Here is a 19,245-nt window from a genome sequence, read left to right on the forward strand (position 1 = left end):
GGAGAGCTCGGCGTACACGCCTCGCGCCGACGGGGTTCCCTCACCGCTCAACGAGCAGATCGATCTGTTCTTCGCCGTGGCCCATGAGTTGGACCCGGCAGGTGCAAGGAGCTGGGATGACACCTGCCGGGAGTTCGAGGTCAGCGGGCTTCGCCGCGCAGCAGCTCTCCCCAGAGGGTGTCGATGACCGCCGCGGTGGACCACCGCGACTCCTCCACCACCAGCCGCCCGTTCGGCCTGCTGATCCGCCTGATGAACCGCAGCCCTCCCGCCTGACACAGCTCGTAGACGATGGGCCGGCAGTCGCACGTGTAGTCGCGCACCTTCACCCGCTCGGTGCGCGGCACCGCGGGAAGCCAGTCGATCGAGCCGTAGCCACCCACCACCTGGTAGACGTGCTTGCCCACGCAGTCGACACGCGCCTCGCGAGATTGAGGATCCACCATGTCGGCACTATACGTCTAGTTGTCTCCTTCAGGGAGAGGGACATTTTATTTGGCCTTACTGGGTGGAGCGTTATGTCAGGCCTCGTCCGCCTTCGCCTATCTTTTTGTACGTGCTCGACTACGATGGAGACACCCATCTCTACCTGCAGATCGCGGAGATCCTCCGGCAGCGGGTCTCCGGTCTGACCTCCGGCCATCCGGTGCCGAGCGAGGCCGACATCCAGCACGAGTTCGGCGTCGCCCGTACCACCGCCCGGCGGGCCATCCACATCCTCCGCGAGGAAGGCCTCATCTACACGGTCCAGGGCGAGGGCACATTCGTCGGCGCCCCGGACGAAGCACCACGCAAGCCGCGCAAGGCACCGCTGTACCGCCAGATCGCCGGCGATCTCGTCGACCAGATCAAAGCCGGCCGGTACGCTCCCCGGCGCCCGATCCCAGCTGAGACCACGCTGCTCCAGCAGTACGAGTGCGCCCGCGAGACCGTACGCAGAGCCATGGCGCTCCTGCGTGAGCAAGGATGGATCTACACAGTCCCGCAACGGGGCAGCTACGTGTCCCCTCGGGATTCCTGGCCCGAACACTGATTCGACTGGTCGTATCGGTCCGCCTAGACTTGACGGATGCTCGATCGTGAGGGCCCTGTCCCCCTATACGCGCAGGTGGCTGACATCATCGAGGCCCGCATCCGCAGCGGGGAGCTTCGCGACGGCGATCCGGTGCCCAGCGAGGCCGCCATGGAAACCGGCTTCGCGATTGCCAGGACCACCGCACGCCGAGTGGCCAGAGAACTGCGCGATCGCGGGCTGGCCTACACGGTGCAGGGCGAAGGCACCTTCGTCGGCCCTCCCGACGTCGCTCGGCAGCGCAGGACCGTTCCCATCTCCCGGCAGATCGCGGCGGACATCGCCGAACGCATCTGTAACGGAGAGCTCCGGCCGAACCGCTCGATCCCCAGCGAGAAGTGGCTGATGAGGCATTACGGCGTGGCGAAAGTGACGGCCCGAGCGGTTGCCGCTCACCTCCGCGAGCAGGGGTGGGTCTTCACGGTGCCCTACCGCGGGACCTACGTCTCGCCCGAGGAGCGCTGGCCCACCACGCGGAATGACAGGCAGACCACCGTGGTCGAGTCGTCCACCTCGTAGCCTTCCTCGCGCCAGTAGTCACGATGCGCCTCGCGCCAGTGGCCGATGTCCCGGAAGCCCTCGCCCTCCGCCTGGGCGAACTCCCAGGGCACCTCGGCGAACGGCATCAGCCACACCTCGGTCACCTCCAGCGTGGCCACCTGATCCCCGGAGTCGCCGACGAGCGCGAGCCGCTCCCCCACGTGCTCCAGTTCCTCGCCCTCACGCTCGTAGTCGAGCTCCAGCAGCCCGGCCGTCGCGCGTTTGGCGCCGGCCAGCACCAGGTCGGTCAGCGTGGTGCGCATCTCGCCGGGCAGGCCGAGCTCGACGACGCGCAGGCCGTTCTTCCGTCCCCACATGACCCCGCCCCACATGAACCCAGCCGCGTGAACCCAGCCACATCAACCCAGCCGCATGAACAAGCCACAACGGACCGGTCAGAATACCGGGATGATGTCCTGCGGGTCGATGATGTCCACCGCCACACCTTCCAGGTCGAGCTCGGGGATCGCGGGGAAGGCGATGCCCCAGCGTTCGACGATGGCGCGGATCCTCGCCATGGCCACCCGCCAGTTCTCCGCCTGTTCCTCGTACGTGAGCAGGCCCAGGCCGGCGTCGCGGGCGTGGTCCATGAGCACGCGGTGGTTGGCCAGGAAGTAGGGCGGCAGCTCCCAGAAGCCCTCCGGCGGCTCCCAGAGGATCATCGACAGGAACACGAACCCGGCGCGCAGCTGGCGGGTGATGAGGCCGCGGGTCTGGTCGTCGAGCCCGGGCCACTCGTTCTCCAGGATCGTCATGCAGATCTGGAGGTGACGCGACTCGTCGCGCCCGATGCGCTTGAACATCTCGTCGAACACGGGATGCCGCGTGCCCGACGCCATGCCGCGGAACAGCGTGGAGGCGGCCATCTCGCCCATCATGAAGCTGGTGAAGAGCACCGGGAGCGAGTATCGGCCGACGGCCGAGCTGTAGCCGGTCCAGTAGCGCCCGCCGTTGTGGTAGAGCCAGCCGATGTTGTTGTGGGCGGCTCTCTCCAGGTCGTCGGCCGGTTCCCAGTCGAGCGGGCCGCCGGGCCAGAGGCGGGCGATGGTGCGCTGGCAGCACTCCTCGTGGTTCATCTCGTCACGGGTGATCGAGAAGAAGCACTTCCTGACCGGGTCCTCCTCGTGCTTCTCGAACGCCTGGATGGTGGCCCGGGCGAACACGGCCGGGCCCGAGGCGTCGAAGTTGGCGAGCACGGCGAACCAGTACATGATGCCGAGCCGCTGCTCACGGGTGAAGTCGGCCGGGTCGAGGTCGTCCCACGGAAGGTCGGCAGGGTTCCAGACCAGGCGCTTGGACTTCTCGTATATCGCCGCGAGCTTCTCGGTCTCGACCCGCCATTCCATCGGGTAGATGTTGGGTTGCGGGATCTCCGGCGCCGGCCAGAAGCCGCCTTCGGGGATCGTGAGGTCCGCCATGTGTGACACCTCCTCCCCCATCCTGCGGCGCGGTGTCACGGCTTTCAAGTACGGGCGCGCTGGGTGATGGCCACGCACACGAGCACCGCCAGTGCCGCCGCCACGGTGGCCGCCCCGTACCTCTCGCCCATCAGGAACCACGCCCACACGAGCGTCAGCAGCGGCTGGGTCAGCTGCGTCTGACCTGCGCGCGCGATGCCGCCCCTGGCCAGGCCCGCGTACCAGGGGAAGAAGCCGAGGAACATGGAGATCAGCCCCACGTACGCGAAGCCCGCGAGGGCGGCGGGCGTGGGCGCGACCGGCGTGACGGCGGCCAGGACCGCGCTGACGGGAACGGTGATCGGGAGTGACAGGACCAGCGCGTACGAGATGACCTGCCAGCCGGGCGTGTGCCTGGCGAGCCGCCCGCCTTCGGTGTAGCCGACGGCCGCCGACAGCAGGGCGCCGACCAGGAGGAGGTCCGCCCAGGCGGCCGTGGTCTCGCCGCGGGTCAGGGTGAAGGCGGTGATGGCGAGCGCCCCCGCCACGCAGGCCGCCCAGAACACCGGCCGGGGCCGTTCGCCGGCCCGCAGGACGGCGCAGACGGCGGTCGCGGCGGGGAGCAACCCGATGACGACGGCGGCGTGCGCGGTGCTCGCGCCGAGGTCCAGGGCCAGGCCGCTGAAGACGGGGAAGCCGAAGACCACGCCGAGGGAGATGAGCCCGTACGCGCGCCAGTGCGGGCGCGGCGGCAGCAGGGGCAGCCGGGCGGCTCTGAGGCACACGAGCGCCACGATCCCGGCGATGGCGGCCCGGCCGATCGCGACGAGCCAGGGGTCGAAGCCCTCCATGGCGTAGACGGTGGCGGGGAAGGACCCGGAGAAGGCGAGCACGCCGAGGAAGGCGAGCCAGGTGCCCCCGCCCGGGGCCGCGCGGCCCGGGATCGCTATCCCACTCGGGACAGTAGCGCTATTCTTACCTCTCATGGAGAACGATAGCAGTATCGCGCAGATCGCCGCGATGCTGCGGGACGAGATCACCCGGCTCCGGCCGGGCGATCGGCTGCCGTCCAGCCGGGAGATCATGCGGCGGCACGCGGTGAGCCCCGTGACGGTGTCGCGGGCGCTGGGGCAGCTCGCCGCCGAGGGAAAGGTGATCACGAAACCGGGCAGCGGGGCGTTCGTGGCACCGCGGCGGGAGCCGGTACGGGACGCCGCCGACCTCTCGTGGCAGACGGTGGCGCTCGGCGACCGGGTGGTGGACGACGACCCCATGACGGCGCTGCTCGCCCGCGCCCCCGAGGGGGTGGTGCCGCTGACCGGCGGCTATCTGCCCCCGGGGCTGCGGCCCGACAAGCAGCTCGCGGCGGCGGCCACCCGGGCGATGCGCAGGCCGGGCGTCTGGGGGATGCCGCCGCTGAACGGGGTCGACGAGCTGCGCCGGTGGTTCGCGTCCCAGGCGGGCGGTGACGTGACGGCCGCGGACGCTCTGATCGTCAGCGGCGGGCAGGCGGCGCTCAGCCACGCCTTCCGCGCCCTGGCCGCGCCGGGGACCCAGGTGCTGGTGGAGACCCCGACCTACCCGGGTGCGCTGGCCGCGGCCAAGGCGGCCGGGCTGCGCGCCACGGCGGTGCCGGTGGACCGTGACGGCGTGCGGCCCGACCTGCTGGCGGAGGCGTTCGCGGTGACGGGGGCGCGGGTGTTCCTGTGCCAGCCGACGCTGCAGAACCCCACCGGCGCCACCCTCACCCTCGAACGCCGCCGCCAGGTGCTGGAGGTGGCCAGGGCGGCCGGCGCGTTCGTCATCGAGGACGACTACGCCCGGTGGCTGACCCGGCAGGCGCCGCCGTCCCTGGTCTCCATGGACACGCACGGGACCGTGGTGCACATCCACTCGCTCACCAAGATCCTCTCGCCGAGCATGCGGCTGGCGGCGATGGTCGCGCGCGGCCCGGCGGCCCACCGGCTGCGGGCCGGCCAGCTCGTGGAGTCGTTCTTCCCCGCGCGGCCGTTGCAGGAGGCGGCGCTGGAGTTCGTCGGGTCACCGGCCTGGCGGCGGCACCTGGCCTCGGTGCACGCCGAGATCGCCACCCGCCGCGACGCGCTCGCCGCGGCACTGGCCGCCTGGATGCCGTGGGCGGAGCCGTACGTGCTGCCGATCGGGGGGATGCACCTGTGGCTGCGGCTGCCCGCGCAGACCGACGAGCGGGCGCTGGTGGAGGCGGCCAAGCGGGACGGGGTGCTGGTGAGCGCGGGCCGGATGTACTTCCCCGCGGAGCCGCCGGGCCCGCACCTCCGGGTGACGCACATCGCGGCGGCCAACGTGGCGGAGCTGGCCGAGGGCGTCCGGCGGCTCGCCGGCGCGCTGCCGCCCGCCTGACGTCCGGGCGGAATCGGTGGGATGCCGTCGAGGACATAGAAGATCACGAAGCGAGTAGAGTGTTCCCATGGTGGCGTCGGCCGAGTTGGTGCGCGATTTCGTGAACACCTACGACGTCGAGGCCGACGCCGACGACCTGGGCACCCCCTCCGAGCTCGCCCTGTGGCTGCGGGAGCGGGCGCTCGCCGGTCCGGGTGACCGGGCCGGCGACGACGATCTCGCGCTGGCGGTGGCGCTGCGGGAAGGGCTCAGGGAGGCGCTACGGCGCGGCCCTGAGCCGGTGGAGCTGCCGCTGCTGCCGTTACGGGTGACCGTGGGGCGGCGGCCGGAGCTGGCGCCGATCGGCGGCGGGGTGACGGCCGGGCTGGCCGTGATCGCGGCGGGGGTGATCGGCGGTTCCTGGGACCGGCTGAAGGTGTGCGCCGAGGAGACGTGTCAGTGGGCGTTCATCGACTCCTCCCGGAACCGTTCCCGATCATGGTGTTCCATGCGGGTCTGCGGTAACCGCACTAAAACGCGGGCATACCGGGCGAGGAAGCAGGGTTCGCGTCCTCGCCCAGGGTCAAACACCGATACGGTGTAACTCGTGCCTTGTGGCATGAACAGCAGGCGAAGGAGCGGGCCGAGATGGCAGACGTAGGCGTCCGGGCGGCCCGGCGCGAGGATGTGCTCCAGGTGGCGAATGTGCAGGTGCGCGCCTGGCGCTACGGCTACCGGGAGTTCCTGCCCGAGGGTCCACTCGAGCAGATGACAGGCCCGGCGGCCGAGAAGATGTGGCTGCGCCAGTGGGACGAGGCGATCGCCGCCCCGCCCACGTCCCGGCACCGCGTGCTGGTGGCGGTGGAGACCATCCTCGACACGGAGGGCTTCCCCGCGCTGGGTGTGGGGGGCGCCAACATGCCGATGACACCGCGCGGCGGCGAACGGGTGGTGGGCCTGGCCTCCCACTCCCCCGCCGAGGATCCGGACCTCGACCCCACCGAGGTGGCCGAGATGCTGACGCTGCTGGTCGACCCCGACTTCGTGCGGCGCGGTCACGGCAGCCGCCTGCTCAACGCCACCGTCGACTATCTTCGTGAAGACGGCTACCGGCAGATCGCCACCTGGGTGTTCGCCGACAACTACCCGGTGCTCGGTTTCCTGGAGTCGGCGGGCTGGGGCGAAGACATGGCCGAGCGGGTGCTCGACATGGGGCGCCCGATCCGCATGGTCAGGCTCACCACCGACATCAGCTAGAGGTCTCTCCCGAATGGCAACTCCTGCTCAATGGCTCGCGGGAGCCCGTCCTCGCACGCTGCCCAACGCGATCGTGCCGGTCATGGCCGGCACCGGCGTGGCGATCGGCGAGGGCGGCTTCAGCTGGTGGCGCGCGGTGCTGGCACTGCTCGTGGCGCTGCTGCTGCAGATCGGCGTCAACTACGCCAACGACTACAGCGACGGCATCCGCGGCACCGACGACCAGCGGGTCGGGCCGATGCGGCTGGTGGGCTCGCGGGCGGCCACCCCGCGCCAGGTGCTGACGGCGGCGCTGGGCTGCTTCGCCGCCGCGGCGGTGCTCGGGCTGGTCCTGGTCGTGGTCACGCGGGCCTGGTGGGTGCTGCTGGTGGGCGCCGCCGCGATCGCCGCCGCCTGGTTCTACACCGGCGGCAGTCGCCCGTACGGCTACCGCGCGCTGGGCGAGGCGGCCGTGTTCGTGTTCTTCGGCGTGGTGCCGGTGGTCGGCACCGCGTTCGTGCAGACCGAGCAGCTGTCGTGGGCGGCGCTGGCGGCGTCGGTCCCGGTCGGGCTCCTGTCGTGCTCGATGCTGGTGGTCAACAACCTGCGCGACGTCGGCACCGACGGGGAGTCGGGCAAGCGGACGCTGGCGGTCGTGCTGGGCGCGCCGCGCACCCGTACGCTCTACGCGGCCTGTCTGGTCGTGCCGTTCGCGATCGCGCTGGCGATGGTCCCGCTCGCGCCCGCGGCGGCGCTCGCGGTGCTCGCGGCGCCGCTCGCGATCTCACCGGTCCGTACGGTCCTCGCCGGCGCGGTGGGCCCCGCGCTGATCGGGGCCCTGCAGCAGACCGGCAAGCTGCAGATGGCGTACGGGGCGCTCCTGACGATCGGTCTGGCCGTCTCTCTCTGACCTTCGGGCGTTACGCTTTCTCCATCAGGGGCAGCCCATGACAAGCACGAGTAAATACCGCAATTTGCGGGATTGACTACTCTGCCGGGCTGCCGGGGGCTAGGTTCCTCATGACTGGTCCGGAGGCTTCGCAGACCCGAGGAAAAGGCGTTGGACCCGCTGAGCACCCTCACCATGACCGCAGAGTTCGAGCAGCCGCTACGCGAGATCCTCACGGTCATGACCCATGCCATACCCGGCGAAACGCTGACCAGCGTCGCCCTGCTCGGGGACGGCGGCCCCTACACCGTGGCGTTCTCCGAGCCCGGCGCGGTGGCCCTGGACACCCTGCAGTTCAGCATCGGCGCGGGCCCGTGCCTGGACGCGATCAAGAGCGGCGAGGCCGTCTGGTCCGACGACCTGGTGTCCGAACCGCGCTGGACCGGCCCGGCCGTCGAGCTCGCCGCCCACGGCGTGCGAAGCGCGTACGCGCAGCCGCTGGCCTTCGACGGCCACGTCCAGGGCACGATCAACCTCTACTCGGAGCGGGCCGGCGGCTTCCCCGCCGAGACCCGGACGGCCGTCACCGTGACGGCAGGGCAGGCCGAGGTGCTGTTCCAGGCCGTGCTGCGGGCGGCCCGGCTGAACGAGGTCATCACCCAGCTCCGCGAGGCCCTCACCACACGGGCGATCATCGACCAGGCGCTCGGCATCGTCATGGCCCGCCGGCAGTGCACCGCCCCCGCCGCCTTCGACATCCTGCGCCGCAGCTCCCAGCGGCGCAACGTGAAGGTGCACCAGGTGGCCGCGGACATCGTGGAGGCGGTCACCGGCCGGCCTCCGCTGCCACCCCACTTCGGCGACCCGCCCGCCACCCGGAACCCCGGCAGCCGCCCGTCTCCCGCTGATTGACCCGGCGGCGGCGTGACAGCGCCCCTCAGCTGAGGAAAAGCCCCATGACCACCCGTGGGGCCACCTCGATGCCCAGCTCGCGCTCCCGCCGCACCAGCTCGCGCAGCTCCGGCCCCCACGACGGCTCGGGCCAGACCTTGAATCCGTGGCGCTCGTACCACGGCGCGTTCCACGGCACGTCCCTGAACGTCGTCAGCGTCACCGCCGGCGCACCGGAGGCGCGGGCGTGATCCAGCATCGCCTCGACCAGCCGCCCGCCGATGCCCTGCCGCATCCGGCCGGGGTGGACGGCGAGCTGCTCCAGGTGGAGGTTGCCGTCGACCCGGGCGAGGAGCGCGAAGCCGGCCGGTGGGTCGCCCTCGACCAGCACCGAGGACGGGTCGCGCACTTCCTCGATCATCGTCGTGCCGGGCGGGAACGTGATGCCCACCTGCTCGAACAGCCCGTCGGCGGCGACCTCCACCGCGACCAGGCCGGGAAGATCGCCGGCGTCAGCCCATCGCACCATGCCGACACGGTCTCACGTGTGCCGGGGCCGGCGCCTCCGGATATTAGGGTTGATGATCGTAGGCTCGGCCGTGCGGCGCCGGGACCCTCTCCTCGACCGTGCCCGCCGACCTCGCCCGAGGTGGTGGGCACGGCCCGTTTCTCAGAGGTCGAGCAGGCGCTCCAGGCCCACGGTCAGCCCGGGAAGCTCCCCGACCCGCCGCACCCCGAGCAGCACGCCAGGGGTGAAGGCGGCGCGGTTCATCGTGTCGTGACGGATGGTGAGGGTCTCGCCGCCGCCGCCGAGCAGCACTTCCTGGTGGGCGATGAGCCCCGACAGCCGGACGGCGTGGACGCGGACGCCGTCGACGTCGGCGCCGCGCGCCCCGTCGAGCTCGGAGCTGGTGGCGTCGGGCATCGGCCCCACCCCGGCCTCGGCGCGGGCCTGGGCCACCAGCTCGGCGGTGCGCCGGGCGGTGCCCGAAGGGGCGTCGGCCTTGTTGGGGTGGTGGAGCTCGACGATCTCGACGGACTCGAAGTGGCGGGCGGCCCGCTGGGCGAAGTGCATCATGAGCACGGCCGCGATGCCGAAGTTGGGGGCGATCAGGCAGTTGGTGCCCGGTGAGCTCGCCAGCCAGCCCCGCACGGTGTCGAGCCGCTCGGCGTCGAACCCGGTGGTGCCGACCACGGGGTGGATGCCGTGCGCGATCGCCCACTCCAGGTTGTCCATCACCACGCCGGGATGGGTGAAGTCGACGACCACCTCGGCGCCTTCGAGGCCCTCGATCGGGTCGTCCTTGTCGACGGCGGCCACCAGCTCCAGATCGGACGCCGCCTCGACCGCCTTGCACACCTCGACGCCCACGCGGCCGCGGGCGCCGAGCACACCTACCTTGATCACAGGGTCAACCCTATACCCGGAGGGTCAGGTGATGGCGTGGGAGAAGTCCTTGTCACCGTACGGGCCGATCACGGCGAGCGTGAGCGGCCGGTTGAGCACGTCCGCGGCGATCTCGGAGAGCTCCCTGGCGGTCACCGCCTCGATGCGGGCCAGCACCTCGTCGACCGACAGCAGCTCGTCGTACACCAGCTCGTTCTTGCCGATGCGGGACATGCGCGAGCCGGTGTCTTCCAGGCCGAGCACGAGACCGCCGCGCATCTGGCCCTTGCCCCGGACGATCTCCTCCTCGGTCAGGCCGTCGGCCACGACCCTGGACACCTCGTCCCGGCAGATCTTGAGCACGTCGTCGATCTTGGAGGGCAGGCAGCCGACGTAGATGCCGAACTGGCCCGTGTCGGCGTAGGCGGAGGTGTAGCTGTAGACGGAGTAGGCCAGGCCGCGCTTCTCCCTGATCTCCTGGAAGAGCCGCGACGACATGCCGCCGCCGAGCGCGGCGTTGAGCACGCCGAGCGCGAACCGCCGGTCGTCGGTGCGGGCGATGCCGGTCGTGCCGAGCACCAGGTTGGCCTGTTCCGTCGGCCGGTCGAGCAGGCGCACGCCGGAGCGGGACTCCGCGCCGGGGCCGCTGGTGCGCGGCGGGGCCGAGGCGGCGGGGCCCGCGAGGACGCCCGCCCGCTCGTACGCCCGCGCCACCAGCTCCACGACCTCCTCGTGGCGGATGTTCCCCGCCACGGAGACGACGGTGCGCGGCGGCTGGTAGTAGCGGCGGTAGTACTCGGCGATCCGGTCGCGTCCGAGGGTGTTGATGGAGTCGACCGTGCCGAGGATCGGCCGGCCTATCGGCGAGTCGCCGTAGAGCGCCGCGGCGAACTGCTCGTGCACCACGTCGGACGGGTCGTCGTCGTGCATGGCGATCTCCTCCAGGATCACGCCACGCTCGGACTCGACGTCCTCGGGGTCCACGAGCGAGCTGGTCACCACGTCGGCGAGGACGTCCACCACGATCGGCAGGTCCTCGTCGAGCACCCGCGCGTAGTAGCAGGTGTACTCCTTGGCGGTGAAGGCGTTGATCTCGCCGCCGATGCCCTCGATGGACGCGGAGATCTCCATGGCGTCCCTCGTGGGCGTGCCCTTGAACAGCAGGTGTTCGAGGAAGTGGGTGGCCCCCATGTGCTCGGGGGCCTCGTCGCGCGAGCCGATGCCGACCCACATGCCGACCGCGACACTGCGCACGGTCGGCATGGTCTCGGTCACCACGCGCAGCCCGCCGGGGAGGGTGGTGCGCTTGACCACCCCGGCCCCGTCGCGGCCGGCGTGCAGCGTGGTGGTGGTCACGCGACCTCCCTAACCGGCCCCGTCACCCTGGCGCCGGTGCTGATTGTCGCCGTCACGAGTTGCGGTCGTCGCCCTCGGAGCCGGCGCCGCGGGCGCGGACCCGGGTGCGGGTGCGGCGCGGGCGGTCGGCCTTGTCGCCGCCGTCGGACGCCGCGTCCTCGGGCTGGCCGGAGTCGCCCCTGGCCTCCTTCTCGGCGGCCTCCTTCTCGATGACCTCGACGGGGACCAGCGACAGCTTGCCCCGCTGGTCGATCTCGGCGATCTCCACCTGGACCTTCTCGCCGACGCTCATGACGTCCTCGACGTTCTCGATGCGCTTGCCGCCGTGCAGCTTGCGGATCTGGGAGACGTGCAGCAGGCCGTCCTTGCCCGGCATGAGCGAGACGAACGCGCCGAAGGCGGCGATCTTCACGACCGTGCCCAGGTAGCGCTCGCCGACCTCCGGCATGTGCGGGTTGGCGATCGCGTTGATCGCCGACCGCGCGGCCTCGGCCGACGGGCCGTCGGTGGCGCCGATGTAGATCGTGCCGTCGTCCTCGATGGTGATCTCGGCGCCGGTGTCGTCCTGGATCTGGTTGATCATCTTGCCCTTCGGGCCGATGACCTCGCCGATCTTGTCGACCGGGACCTTGATCGTGATGATGCGCGGCGCCGTCGGGTTCATCTCCGCCGGGGAGTCGATGGCCTCCTGCATCACCTCCAGGATCGCCAGCCTGGCGCCCTTGGCCTGCTTGAGCGCGCCGGCCAGGACCGAGGCGGGGATGCCGTCGAGCTTGGTGTCGAGCTGCAGGGCGGTGATGACGTCCCTGGTGCCGGCGACCTTGAAGTCCATGTCGCCCATGGCGTCCTCGGCGCCGAGGATGTCGGTCAGGGTGACGTAGGTGTCACCCTCGCCGATGAGGCCCATCGCGATGCCCGCGACCATCTCCTTGAGCGGCACACCGGCGTCGAGCAGCGCCATCGTGGAGGCGCAGACCGAGCCCATCGAGGTCGAGCCGTTGGAGCCGAGCGCCTCGGAGACCTGGCGGATCGCGTAGGGGAACTCCTCGCGCGACGGCAGGACCGGGATCAGCGCCCGCTCGGCGAGCGCGCCGTGGCCGATCTCGCGGCGCTTGGGCGAGCCCACCCGGCCGGTCTCACCGGTGGAGTAGGGCGGGAAGTTGTAGTTGTGCATGTAGCGCTTGGTCCGCTCGGGGTTGAGCGTGTCGATGACCTGCTCCATGCGCAGCATGTTGAGCGTGGTGATGCCCATGATCTGGGTCTCGCCGCGCTCGAACAGGGCCGAGCCGTGCACCCGGGGCACCACGTGGACCTCGGCGGACAGGGCGCGGATGTCCTTGGTGCCGCGGCCGTCGATGCGCGTGCCCTCCTTGATGACGCGCTCGCGCATGAGCTTCTTCATCAACGAGCGGAAGGCGGCGGAGATCTCCTTCTCGCGACCCTCGAACTCGGGCAGCAGCTTCTCGGCGGCCAGCGCCTTGACCCTGTCGAGCTCGTTCTCGCGCTCCTGCTTGGCGGCGATGGTGAGCGCGGCGGCGAGCTCGTTCTTCACCGCGGACTCCACGGCGGCCAGGACGTCGTCCTGGTAGTCGAGGAACAGCGGATACTCGGCGGTCTCCTTGGCGGCGACCTGCGCGATCCGGCCCTGCGCCTCGCACAGCACCTTGATGAACGGCTTGGCGGCCTCCAGGCCCTCGGCCACGGTCTCCTCGGTGGGCGCGACCGCGCCCTCGGCGACCAGCTTGAGCGTGTCGCGGGTGGACTCGGCCTCCACCATCATGATGGCGACGTCGCCGTCGGCGAGCACCCGTCCGGCCACGACCATGTCGAACGTGGCCCGCTCCAGCTCGTGGTGGGTCGGGAAGGCCACCCACTGGCCCTCGATGAGGGCGACGCGGACGCCGCCGATCGGGCCGGAGAACGGCAGGCCGGCGAGCTGGGTCGACAGCGAGGCGGCGTTGATCGCCACCACGTCGTAGAGGTGCTCGGGGTTGAGCGCCAGGATGGTGGCGACCACCTGGATCTCGTTGCGCAGGCCCTTGACGAACGACGGGCGCAGCGGCCGGTCGATCAGCCGGCAGGTGAGGATGGCGTCCTCGGACGGACGGCCCTCACGGCGGAAGAACGAGCCGGGGATGCGGCCCGCGGCGTACATGCGCTCCTCGACGTCCACGGTGAGCGGGAAGAAGTCGAGGTTCTCTCTCGGCTGCTTGGACGCGGTGGTCGCGGACAGCACCATCGTGTCGTTGTCGAGATAGGCGACGGCACTGCCGGCCGCCTGCCGCGCGAGGCGTCCGGTCTCGAACCGGATCGTGCGTGTGCCGAACGAGCCGTTGTCGATGACGGCTTCAGCGGTGTGGACACCCTCCACGGGGGACCTCCTTGGTCAGTCGGTCTCCCGCGCCCTTTTCACCGGCACCCTCGTGCTTGACGGGAATGCGCCTCCCCACCGTCGTGTCCGGTGAAAGGCTGTGGCGGACTTCCTGTCAGTAGGTGCAGCGCCGGTCTTCGATCGAAGCGCCCGGTCTGGTTACCGGAAGCCACTACCGAGGACCGGCCCGCAGGCGTCGCGGGTCGCGTGGTGCTGAGCGGACGCGGGGGCTCTCAGTGTCTCGGATATTCAGTTGTACGTCAGGCGGGCGGCTCTCGGCCGCAGGACTCGCCGGACCCATATGAGAAGGGAGCGGCGAGTCCGCCGCTCCCTTTCCATGCTATCGGCGCAGGCCGAGCCGCTCGATCAGCGCACGGTAACGCGCGATGTCGACCTTCTGCAGGTACTTCAGCAGACGGCGACGGCGGCCCACGAGGAGCAGCAGACCCCGACGGCTGTGGTGGTCGTGCTTGTGGGTCTTGAGGTGCTCGGTCAGCTCGCTGATGCGCTTGCTCAGCAGCGCGATCTGCACCTCGGGCGACCCGGTGTCACCATCGGTCGTCGCGTACTCGGCGATGATGGACTTCTTGGCAGCGGTGTCGAGAGACACGGCTCTCCTTTGAGCTACGGGCACGCGCGGATGCGAATGTGCGAACGACCGTGCGTGCCTACAGTCGCCGCAGGAAGGCCTTAGGGCAGCGCGCGGCGCCGCCGTCACAGAGCCGACATGTAAGGTTACCACCACGGAGCGGATGCCGCGCTCAAGCTCTCTAGACGTACTGGGCCGCGTACTCTCCAGTGGGCTCGATGGGCTGGATGACGTCGATGAGCACCCCGTTGGGGTCGGCCACGATGAAGTGCCGCTGGCCGAAGTCCTCGCTGCGCAGCGGCAGCTCGGCCCTCAGCCCCGCGCCCGTGACGAGCCGCTCCCACTCGGCGTCCGCGTCGCCGACCTCGAAGTTGAGCAGCAGCCCCGCCGCCCTGGTCCGGTACGCCTCGGGCAGCGTGGGGTGCGCGTGGTCGAGCAGGGCCAGCTCGTACGCGCCGCGCCTCAGGCTGACGTACCAGTCGGCTTCGAAGGTGACCTCGAACCCGAACAACCCCACGTAGAAGTCACGCGATTCGGCCACCTTGTCGGTGCAGATCACCGGATAGAAGCTGGTGAGCTCCATGATGCCTCCATTTCACATACCAACGGTATGTCAAGGTACGCTAGTTCGCATACCGTCGGTATGTCAACTGGAGGCGCGCGATGACGAGGACCCGAGCCGAACAACGCGAGGAGACCAGGCGCACGCTCGTGGCGGTGGGCAGGCGGCTCTTCGCGGGCAGGGGCTACGCCGCGGTGGGACTGGCCGAGATCGTGCGCGAGGCGGGAGTGACCAAGGGCGCGCTCTACCACCACTTCGACGGCAAGGCGGCGCTGTTCCGCGCCGTGCTGGAGGAGGTGCAGCAGGAGGTGGGGGCCAGGGTGGCGGCCGAGGCCGACGCCGAACCCGACCCGTGGGATCAGCTCAAGGCGGGGTGCGCCGCGTTCGTGCGGGCCGCCGCCCACCCGGACGTGCAGCGGATCATGCTCATCGACGGCCCCGCCGTGCTCGGCTGGAACGAGTGGCGGGCGATGGACGAGGCCGCCTCCGCCCGCCATCTGGCCGAGGCGCTGACAGCGCTCGCCGGGTCGGGCACGATCACGGCCCGGCCGGTCGCCCCGCTCACCCGCCTGCTGTCGGGGGCGATGAACGAGGCGGTGCTGTGGCTGGCCCAGTCGGAGGCCGGCCCCGGCGACCTGGACGACACGCTGGCCGCGCTGTCGGGGCTGCTGGAGGGGCTGCGGGTCAGGACGTGAGGCGGCGGGCCTGGTCGACGTCGGCGTGGATCTGGTCGACGAGCTCCTCGATCGAGTCGAACCGGGTGTTGCCCCGCAGCCTGGCGGCGAAGTCGACCGCCACGTGCACCCCGTACAGCTCCAGGTCGTCGCGGTCGAGCGCGTACGCCTCGACCGTGCGCGGCACCCCCTCGAACGTCGGGTTGGTGCCGACCGAGATCGCGGCCGGCCAGCGCTCCCCCTCGTAGAGCGCGGGCAGGTTGGCCACCGGCACGCATTCCAGCCAGCCCGCGTAGACCCCGTCGGCGGGGATCGCGGTCTGCGGCGGCGACTCGACGTTGGCGGTCGGGAAGCCGAGTTGCCGCCCCCGCTGGTAGCCGCGCACCACCACGCCCTCGACCCGGTGCGGCCTGCCCAGGTCGGCGGCGGCGCCGGCGACGTCGCCCGCCACCAGCCGCTCGCGGATCAGCGTCGAGGAGACGCCCTGGACCAGCGGCACCCCCTCGGCCGTGAAGTCGTACTTCTCGCCCAGCGCGCGCAGCGTCTCGACGTCACCCGCGGCCTGGTGGCCGAACGTGAAGTCCGCCCCCACCACGACCGCCCCCGCCCGCAGCCGGTCGGCGAGCACGCCCTGCGCGAACTCCGCCGGGCTCAGCTCGGCCGTCTCCAGCGTGAAAGGCAGCACGACCACCTCGTCCACGCCCAGCTCGCGCAGCAGCTCGGACCTGCGCTTGGCGCTGACCAGGCGCAGCGGCCGGTAGCCGGGCCGCACGACCTCCTCGGGCGGCGGCTCGAAGGTCAGCGCGACCGTGCGCAGGCCACGCTCGCGGGCGACCTCGACAGCCCGCCGGACCACCTGCCGATGACCGCGATGCACGCCGTCGAACACGCCGATCGTGACGACTGACCTCTCCGATTCACGCACACCCGGCCCCATTCGCTCATCCCAGGATCAACCCTCCAAGCCTGCCATGCGCGGGCCCGTACCTCGCAACCGAGGGCGGTACGATCCGCTGCATGCCTCGATACGCGCTGCTGATCCTGCCTGCCTTCAACCGGGTCTACGCCGACAGCGCGCCCCGCCTCACCCACGCCGAGCTGGGCGTCTTCGCCGAGCGCGGGCTGGCGGCCGGCGTGCGGGCCATCGAGGAGAGCCGCATCGGCGGGCTGCCCTACGTCACGTTCGAGACGGCGGAGCCGCTCTCCGGCCCGGACGTGGCGCTGCTGTCCAACCTGTCGTCGGTCTACGCCCTGTTCGGGGTGGAGGGCGAGCTGCTGCGTCCGGTGGAGCTCAACCCGCTCGACCGGCTGAGCAGCGACCTGATCACGATCCAGAAGTACGCCGGCAAGACCAACGAGCACTTCACCAAGCTGCTGCTCAACGTCACCGTGCTGGCCTCCGACTTCCCGCTCGGCGGCGCGCTCTCCGTGTTCGACCCGCTGTGCGGCCGCGGCACCACCCTCAACCAGGCGCTCATGTACGGCTACGACGCCTACGGGCTCGACCACGACGGCAAGGACTTCGAGGCCTACTCCGGCTTCCTGCGCACCTGGCTGAAGAACAAGCGGCTCAAGCACACCGCCGAGACCGTGCCGGTGCGCCGGCAGCGGGCGCTGGCCGGGCGGCGGCTGGACGTGGTGTTCGGCACCACCAAGGAGGCCTACAAGGCGGGCGACACCCAGAAGGTCACCGTGGTCAACGCCGACACCCTGCGCGCCCGGGAGTTCTTCAAGCCCGGCTCGTTCCACGCCGTCGTCACCGACGCCCCCTACGGGGTGCAGCACGGCAGCAAGGGCGGCGGCGGGCTGTCGCGCAGCCCGCTGGAGCTGCTGGAGCAGGCCGCGCCGGTCTGGGCCGAGCTGCTGAGGCCCGGCGGCGCCCTGGGCGTCTCCTGGAACACCTACGGCGGCGGCCGGGACGAGCTGGCCGCCATCCTCACCGGTGCCGGCCTCGACGTGGTCGCCTACCCCGACTTCGAACACTGGGTCGACCAGGCGATCGTGCGCGACATCATGGTGGCGCGCAAGCCCGCCTAGGCGGAGACGAAGACCGCCAGCGGCTTGGCCATCCGGCCCTGCTCCTCCACCAGCGCCAGCAGCTCGCCGTCGGGGCCGAACATGCCGATCGGGCCCTTGCCCAGGCCGGCCGCGGGCAGCCGCCCGCCGTGCATGACCACCCTGGCCTCCTCCAGGCTCACGTCCCTGCGCGGGAACGCCGCCGCCACCGCCTCGCCGATCGGCAGGATCTCGCACTTCTCGGCGAGCTGGTCGAGAGTCCTGGCCTGGTCGAGCCCGTACGGGCCGACGCGGGTGCGGCGCAGCGCCGTCAGGTGCCCGCCGACGCCGAGCGCGGCGCCGAGGTCGCGGGCGAGCGCCCTGATGTAGGTGCCGGACGAGCAGCGCACGGTGGCGTCGACGTCGACCACGTCCGGCTGCCGGCGGACCTCGGTGACCGCGAACTCGTGCACGGTCACCGGCCGGGCGGCCAGCTCGACCCCCTCGCCGGCGCGGGCCAGCTTGTAGGCCCGCTTGCCGTCGACCTTGATGGCGCTCACCTGGGGCGGGACCTGCATGATCTCACCGGTGAGCGCGGCCACGCCCGCCCGGATCGCCTCCTCGGCCACGTCCGCGGCCGAAGCGGTCGCGGTGACCTCGCCCTCGGCGTCGTCGGTGTTCGTGCCCACACCCAGCCGGATCGTGGCCTCGTACACCTTCTCGGTCAGCGCCAGGTGACCGAGCAGCCTGGTCGCCTTCTCCACGCCGACCACGAGCACGCCGGTCGCCATCGGGTCGAGCGTGCCGGCGTGCCCGACCCGGCGGGTGCCCGCCAGGCGGCGCAGCCTGGCCACCACGTCGTGGGACGTCCAACCGGCGGGTTTGTCGACGATGATCAAGCCGCTTTCGGCCATCACGCCTCTCTCAGCAGGGCCCTGAACTTCGCCATCGTGGCCTCGGGGCTGTCGTACGAGGTGAAACCGGCCGCGTTGTGGTGGCCGCCGCCGCCCAGCGCGGCGCACACGTGCGCCACGTCGATGCGGCCCTTGGAACGGGTCGACACCTGCCAGGCGCCCTGGTCGTCCTCCTTGAGCACCGCCGCCACGTCGGCCTCGTCGGTGCGCCGCACCACGTCGATGATGCCTTCGAGCTCGGTGTACGGGAGCCCGTACGCGGCCCGGTCGACCCGCGTCACGTAGGTCCACACCAGGCCGTCGTCGAGCGTCACCCGGCCGAGCGCCGCGGCCAGCACCTTGAGATAGCCGAACGGGGCGCGGTCCCACAGCTCCCTGGCGATCTCGTCGGTGTGCAGGCCGGTGGCCACCAGCCGGGCCGCCATCTGGTGTGCGGCCGGGCTGGTCGAGGAGTGGCGGAACGAGCCGGTGTCGGTGACCAGCCCCGCGTACAGGCAGGTGGCGATGTCGCGGTCGAGCGAGCCGCCGAGCCGGTAGATGAGCTGCTCGGCGAGCATCGCGGTGGCCGCCGCCCGGGCGTCGATGAGGTCGACGGTGCCGAACCCCTCGTTGGACGGGTGGTGGTCGACCACGATGAGCGTGCGGGCCCGGCGGACGCTGCCCTCCAGCAGCCCCAGCCGGGCGATCGACGGCGAGTCGAAGGTGATCATGAGGTCGGGCTCGGCCGGGTAGCGGTCGGGGGGCACCAGCATGTCCTGCCCCGGCAGGAAGCGGAGCAGGCGCGGCACGGTGAAGTCGCGGTCGCCGAACGAGGCGGCCACCCGCTTGCCCATCGAGCGCAGCACGAACCCGACAGCGAGCATCGAGCCGAGCGCGTCGCCGTCCGGCGAGATGTGGCAGGCCAGCGCGACCTCGTCGGCCTCGGAGATGAGACCGACCGCCCGTTCCCAGGCGTCCTCGGACACCGTGACGGAACCGCTCCTGGCCGGACGGCCCGGTCTGTCGCGCACGTCG

22 protein-coding genes are annotated in these 19,245 nt (G+C 71.2%); 9 read left to right on the forward strand and 13 right to left on the reverse strand.

Features of this window, described 5'->3' with window-relative positions:
* Nucleotides 1-140 precede the first annotated feature (140 nt).
* Nucleotides 141-446: a hypothetical protein gene (locus tag KME79_RS10180; RefSeq protein WP_219544207.1), complete on the reverse strand. Its 306-nt coding sequence runs from the start codon at nt 444-446 to the stop codon at nt 141-143.
* 110 nt (nt 447-556) lie between these two features.
* Here KME79_RS10180 and KME79_RS10185 point away from each other — a divergent pair, with 110 nt between their 5' ends.
* Entirely contained in the window at nt 557-1,033 is a 477-nt protein-coding gene (locus tag KME79_RS10185) for a GntR family transcriptional regulator (RefSeq protein ID WP_148033593.1), read from the forward strand.
* Nucleotides 1,034-1,069: 36 nt separating this feature from the next.
* Nucleotides 1,070-1,591: a GntR family transcriptional regulator gene (locus KME79_RS10190; protein WP_219544208.1), complete on the forward strand. Its 522-nt coding sequence runs from the start codon at nt 1,070-1,072 to the stop codon at nt 1,589-1,591.
* Here the strand turns inward: KME79_RS10190 and KME79_RS10195 are convergent.
* The 3 genes from KME79_RS10195 to KME79_RS10205 all read right to left on the reverse strand — a co-directional run bounded on the left by KME79_RS10195 (nt 1,513) and on the right by KME79_RS10205 (nt 3,995).
* Entirely contained in the window at nt 1,513-1,929 is a 417-nt protein-coding gene (locus KME79_RS10195; RefSeq protein ID WP_219544209.1) for an ASCH domain-containing protein, read from the reverse strand. The two genes, KME79_RS10190 and KME79_RS10195, sit on opposite strands and share 79 nt — an antisense overlap.
* Before the next feature lie 78 nt (nt 1,930-2,007).
* On the reverse strand, nt 2,008-3,030 hold the full coding sequence (locus KME79_RS10200; protein WP_148033596.1) for a hypothetical protein: 1,023 nt from the start codon (nt 3,028-3,030) through the stop codon (nt 2,008-2,010).
* 44 nt (nt 3,031-3,074) lie between these two features.
* The gene (locus KME79_RS10205) at nt 3,075-3,995 is read right to left on the reverse strand and encodes a DMT family transporter (RefSeq protein WP_219544210.1); all 921 of its coding nucleotides are present in this window, start codon (nt 3,993-3,995) and stop codon (nt 3,075-3,077) included.
* Here KME79_RS10205 and KME79_RS10210 point away from each other — a divergent pair.
* From KME79_RS10210 to KME79_RS10230, 5 genes are all read left to right on the forward strand, one after another.
* Entirely contained in the window at nt 3,994-5,388 is a 1,395-nt protein-coding gene (locus tag KME79_RS10210) for an aminotransferase-like domain-containing protein (RefSeq protein WP_219544211.1), read from the forward strand. The genes KME79_RS10205 and KME79_RS10210 overlap by 2 nt on opposite strands.
* A 67-nt stretch (nt 5,389-5,455) precedes the next feature.
* Nucleotides 5,456-5,971: a CGNR zinc finger domain-containing protein gene (locus tag KME79_RS10215; protein ID WP_148033599.1), complete on the forward strand. Its 516-nt coding sequence runs from the start codon at nt 5,456-5,458 to the stop codon at nt 5,969-5,971.
* A 44-nt stretch (nt 5,972-6,015) separates the two neighbouring features.
* Nucleotides 6,016-6,624 (forward strand): GNAT family N-acetyltransferase, encoded by a 609-nt coding sequence (locus KME79_RS10220; protein WP_148033600.1) that lies wholly within the window; start codon nt 6,016-6,018, stop codon nt 6,622-6,624.
* A gap of 13 nt (nt 6,625-6,637) precedes the next feature.
* The gene (locus tag KME79_RS10225; protein WP_219544212.1) at nt 6,638-7,513 is read left to right on the forward strand and encodes a 1,4-dihydroxy-2-naphthoate polyprenyltransferase; all 876 of its coding nucleotides are present in this window, start codon (nt 6,638-6,640) and stop codon (nt 7,511-7,513) included.
* A 150-nt stretch (nt 7,514-7,663) separates the two neighbouring features.
* The gene (locus KME79_RS10230; protein ID WP_219544213.1) at nt 7,664-8,404 is read left to right on the forward strand and encodes a GAF and ANTAR domain-containing protein; all 741 of its coding nucleotides are present in this window, start codon (nt 7,664-7,666) and stop codon (nt 8,402-8,404) included.
* Between the two features lie 25 nt (nt 8,405-8,429).
* Here KME79_RS10230 and KME79_RS10235 read toward each other — a convergent pair whose 3' ends face one another.
* The 6 genes from KME79_RS10235 to KME79_RS10260 form a co-directional block, all read right to left on the reverse strand.
* Complete coding sequence (locus KME79_RS10235; protein ID WP_148033603.1) at nt 8,430-8,912, reverse strand: GNAT family N-acetyltransferase; 483 nt, start codon at nt 8,910-8,912, stop codon at nt 8,430-8,432.
* A gap of 141 nt (nt 8,913-9,053) precedes the next feature.
* Nucleotides 9,054-9,791, reverse strand: coding sequence for a 4-hydroxy-tetrahydrodipicolinate reductase (gene dapB / locus KME79_RS10240; RefSeq protein ID WP_148033604.1), 738 nt, complete (start codon nt 9,789-9,791; stop codon nt 9,054-9,056).
* A 24-nt stretch (nt 9,792-9,815) separates the two neighbouring features.
* A complete protein-coding gene (locus tag KME79_RS10245; RefSeq protein ID WP_219544214.1) occupies nt 9,816-11,126 on the reverse strand; it encodes a M16 family metallopeptidase in 1,311 nt (436 codons plus the stop codon).
* A gap of 52 nt (nt 11,127-11,178) precedes the next feature.
* Nucleotides 11,179-13,497 carry a polyribonucleotide nucleotidyltransferase gene (locus tag KME79_RS10250; RefSeq protein ID WP_219544215.1) on the reverse strand — a complete coding sequence of 773 codons (2,319 nt, stop codon included), beginning with the start codon at nt 13,495-13,497 and terminating at the stop codon, nt 11,179-11,181.
* Nucleotides 13,498-13,837: 340 nt separating this feature from the next.
* A complete protein-coding gene (rpsO, locus tag KME79_RS10255; protein ID WP_148033607.1) occupies nt 13,838-14,107 on the reverse strand; it encodes a 30S ribosomal protein S15 in 270 nt (89 codons plus the stop codon).
* A gap of 160 nt (nt 14,108-14,267) precedes the next feature.
* A complete protein-coding gene (locus KME79_RS10260; protein ID WP_219544216.1) occupies nt 14,268-14,669 on the reverse strand; it encodes a VOC family protein in 402 nt (133 codons plus the stop codon).
* A gap of 80 nt (nt 14,670-14,749) precedes the next feature.
* On the opposite strand from KME79_RS10260, the gene KME79_RS10265 reads away from it, so the two are divergent.
* The gene (locus KME79_RS10265) at nt 14,750-15,343 is read left to right on the forward strand and encodes a TetR/AcrR family transcriptional regulator (protein ID WP_219544217.1); all 594 of its coding nucleotides are present in this window, start codon (nt 14,750-14,752) and stop codon (nt 15,341-15,343) included.
* Here KME79_RS10265 and KME79_RS10270 read toward each other — a convergent pair.
* Nucleotides 15,333-16,259 (reverse strand): bifunctional riboflavin kinase/FAD synthetase, encoded by a 927-nt coding sequence (locus KME79_RS10270; protein ID WP_219544218.1) that lies wholly within the window; start codon nt 16,257-16,259, stop codon nt 15,333-15,335. The two genes, KME79_RS10265 and KME79_RS10270, sit on opposite strands and share 11 nt — an antisense overlap.
* Before the next feature lie 80 nt (nt 16,260-16,339).
* On the opposite strand from KME79_RS10270, the gene KME79_RS10275 reads away from it, so the two are divergent.
* Nucleotides 16,340-17,359: a TRM11 family SAM-dependent methyltransferase gene (locus tag KME79_RS10275; RefSeq protein WP_219544219.1), complete on the forward strand. Its 1,020-nt coding sequence runs from the start codon at nt 16,340-16,342 to the stop codon at nt 17,357-17,359.
* On the opposite strand, the gene truB is transcribed toward KME79_RS10275, so the two are convergent.
* Together truB and KME79_RS10285 are read right to left on the reverse strand one after the other, a co-directional pair.
* Nucleotides 17,356-18,231, reverse strand: coding sequence for a tRNA pseudouridine(55) synthase TruB (truB, locus tag KME79_RS10280; RefSeq protein ID WP_219544220.1), 876 nt, complete (start codon nt 18,229-18,231; stop codon nt 17,356-17,358). The genes KME79_RS10275 and truB overlap by 4 nt on opposite strands.
* Complete coding sequence (locus KME79_RS10285; RefSeq protein WP_308248858.1) at nt 18,231-19,241, reverse strand: DHH family phosphoesterase; 1,011 nt, start codon at nt 19,239-19,241, stop codon at nt 18,231-18,233. The genes truB and KME79_RS10285 overlap by 1 nt, the downstream gene beginning before the upstream one ends.
* Nucleotides 19,242-19,245 lie beyond the last annotated feature (4 nt).

Source organism: Nonomuraea harbinensis, from assembly GCF_019396385.1.
Taxonomy (GTDB): Bacteria; Actinomycetota; Actinomycetes; order Streptosporangiales; family Streptosporangiaceae; genus Nonomuraea; species Nonomuraea ferruginea.

Coding starts and splice junctions, on each gene's coding strand:
- KME79_RS10180 (WP_219544207.1), bottom strand. CDS start 446: ATGGTGGATCCTCAATCTCGCGAGGCGCGTGTCGACTGCGTGGGCAAG.
- KME79_RS10190 (WP_219544208.1), top strand. CDS start 1,070: ATGCTCGATCGTGAGGGCCCTGTCCCCCTATACGCGCAGGTGGCTGAC.
- KME79_RS10195 (WP_219544209.1), bottom strand. CDS start 1,929: ATGTGGGGACGGAAGAACGGCCTGCGCGTCGTCGAGCTCGGCCTGCCC.
- KME79_RS10200 (WP_148033596.1), bottom strand. CDS start 3,030: ATGGCGGACCTCACGATCCCCGAAGGCGGCTTCTGGCCGGCGCCGGAG.
- KME79_RS10210 (WP_219544211.1), top strand. CDS start 3,994: ATGGAGAACGATAGCAGTATCGCGCAGATCGCCGCGATGCTGCGGGAC.
- KME79_RS10205 (WP_219544210.1), bottom strand. CDS start 3,995: ATGAGAGGTAAGAATAGCGCTACTGTCCCGAGTGGGATAGCGATCCCG.
- KME79_RS10215 (WP_148033599.1), top strand. CDS start 5,456: ATGGTGGCGTCGGCCGAGTTGGTGCGCGATTTCGTGAACACCTACGAC.
- KME79_RS10220 (WP_148033600.1), top strand. CDS start 6,016: ATGGCAGACGTAGGCGTCCGGGCGGCCCGGCGCGAGGATGTGCTCCAG.
- KME79_RS10225 (WP_219544212.1), top strand. CDS start 6,638: ATGGCAACTCCTGCTCAATGGCTCGCGGGAGCCCGTCCTCGCACGCTG.
- KME79_RS10235 (WP_148033603.1), bottom strand. CDS start 8,912: ATGGTGCGATGGGCTGACGCCGGCGATCTTCCCGGCCTGGTCGCGGTG.
- KME79_RS10260 (WP_219544216.1), bottom strand. CDS start 14,669: ATGGAGCTCACCAGCTTCTATCCGGTGATCTGCACCGACAAGGTGGCC.
- KME79_RS10265 (WP_219544217.1), top strand. CDS start 14,750: ATGACGAGGACCCGAGCCGAACAACGCGAGGAGACCAGGCGCACGCTC.
- KME79_RS10270 (WP_219544218.1), bottom strand. CDS start 16,259: ATGGGGCCGGGTGTGCGTGAATCGGAGAGGTCAGTCGTCACGATCGGC.
- KME79_RS10275 (WP_219544219.1), top strand. CDS start 16,340: ATGCCTCGATACGCGCTGCTGATCCTGCCTGCCTTCAACCGGGTCTAC.
- truB (WP_219544220.1), bottom strand. CDS start 18,231: ATGGCCGAAAGCGGCTTGATCATCGTCGACAAACCCGCCGGTTGGACG.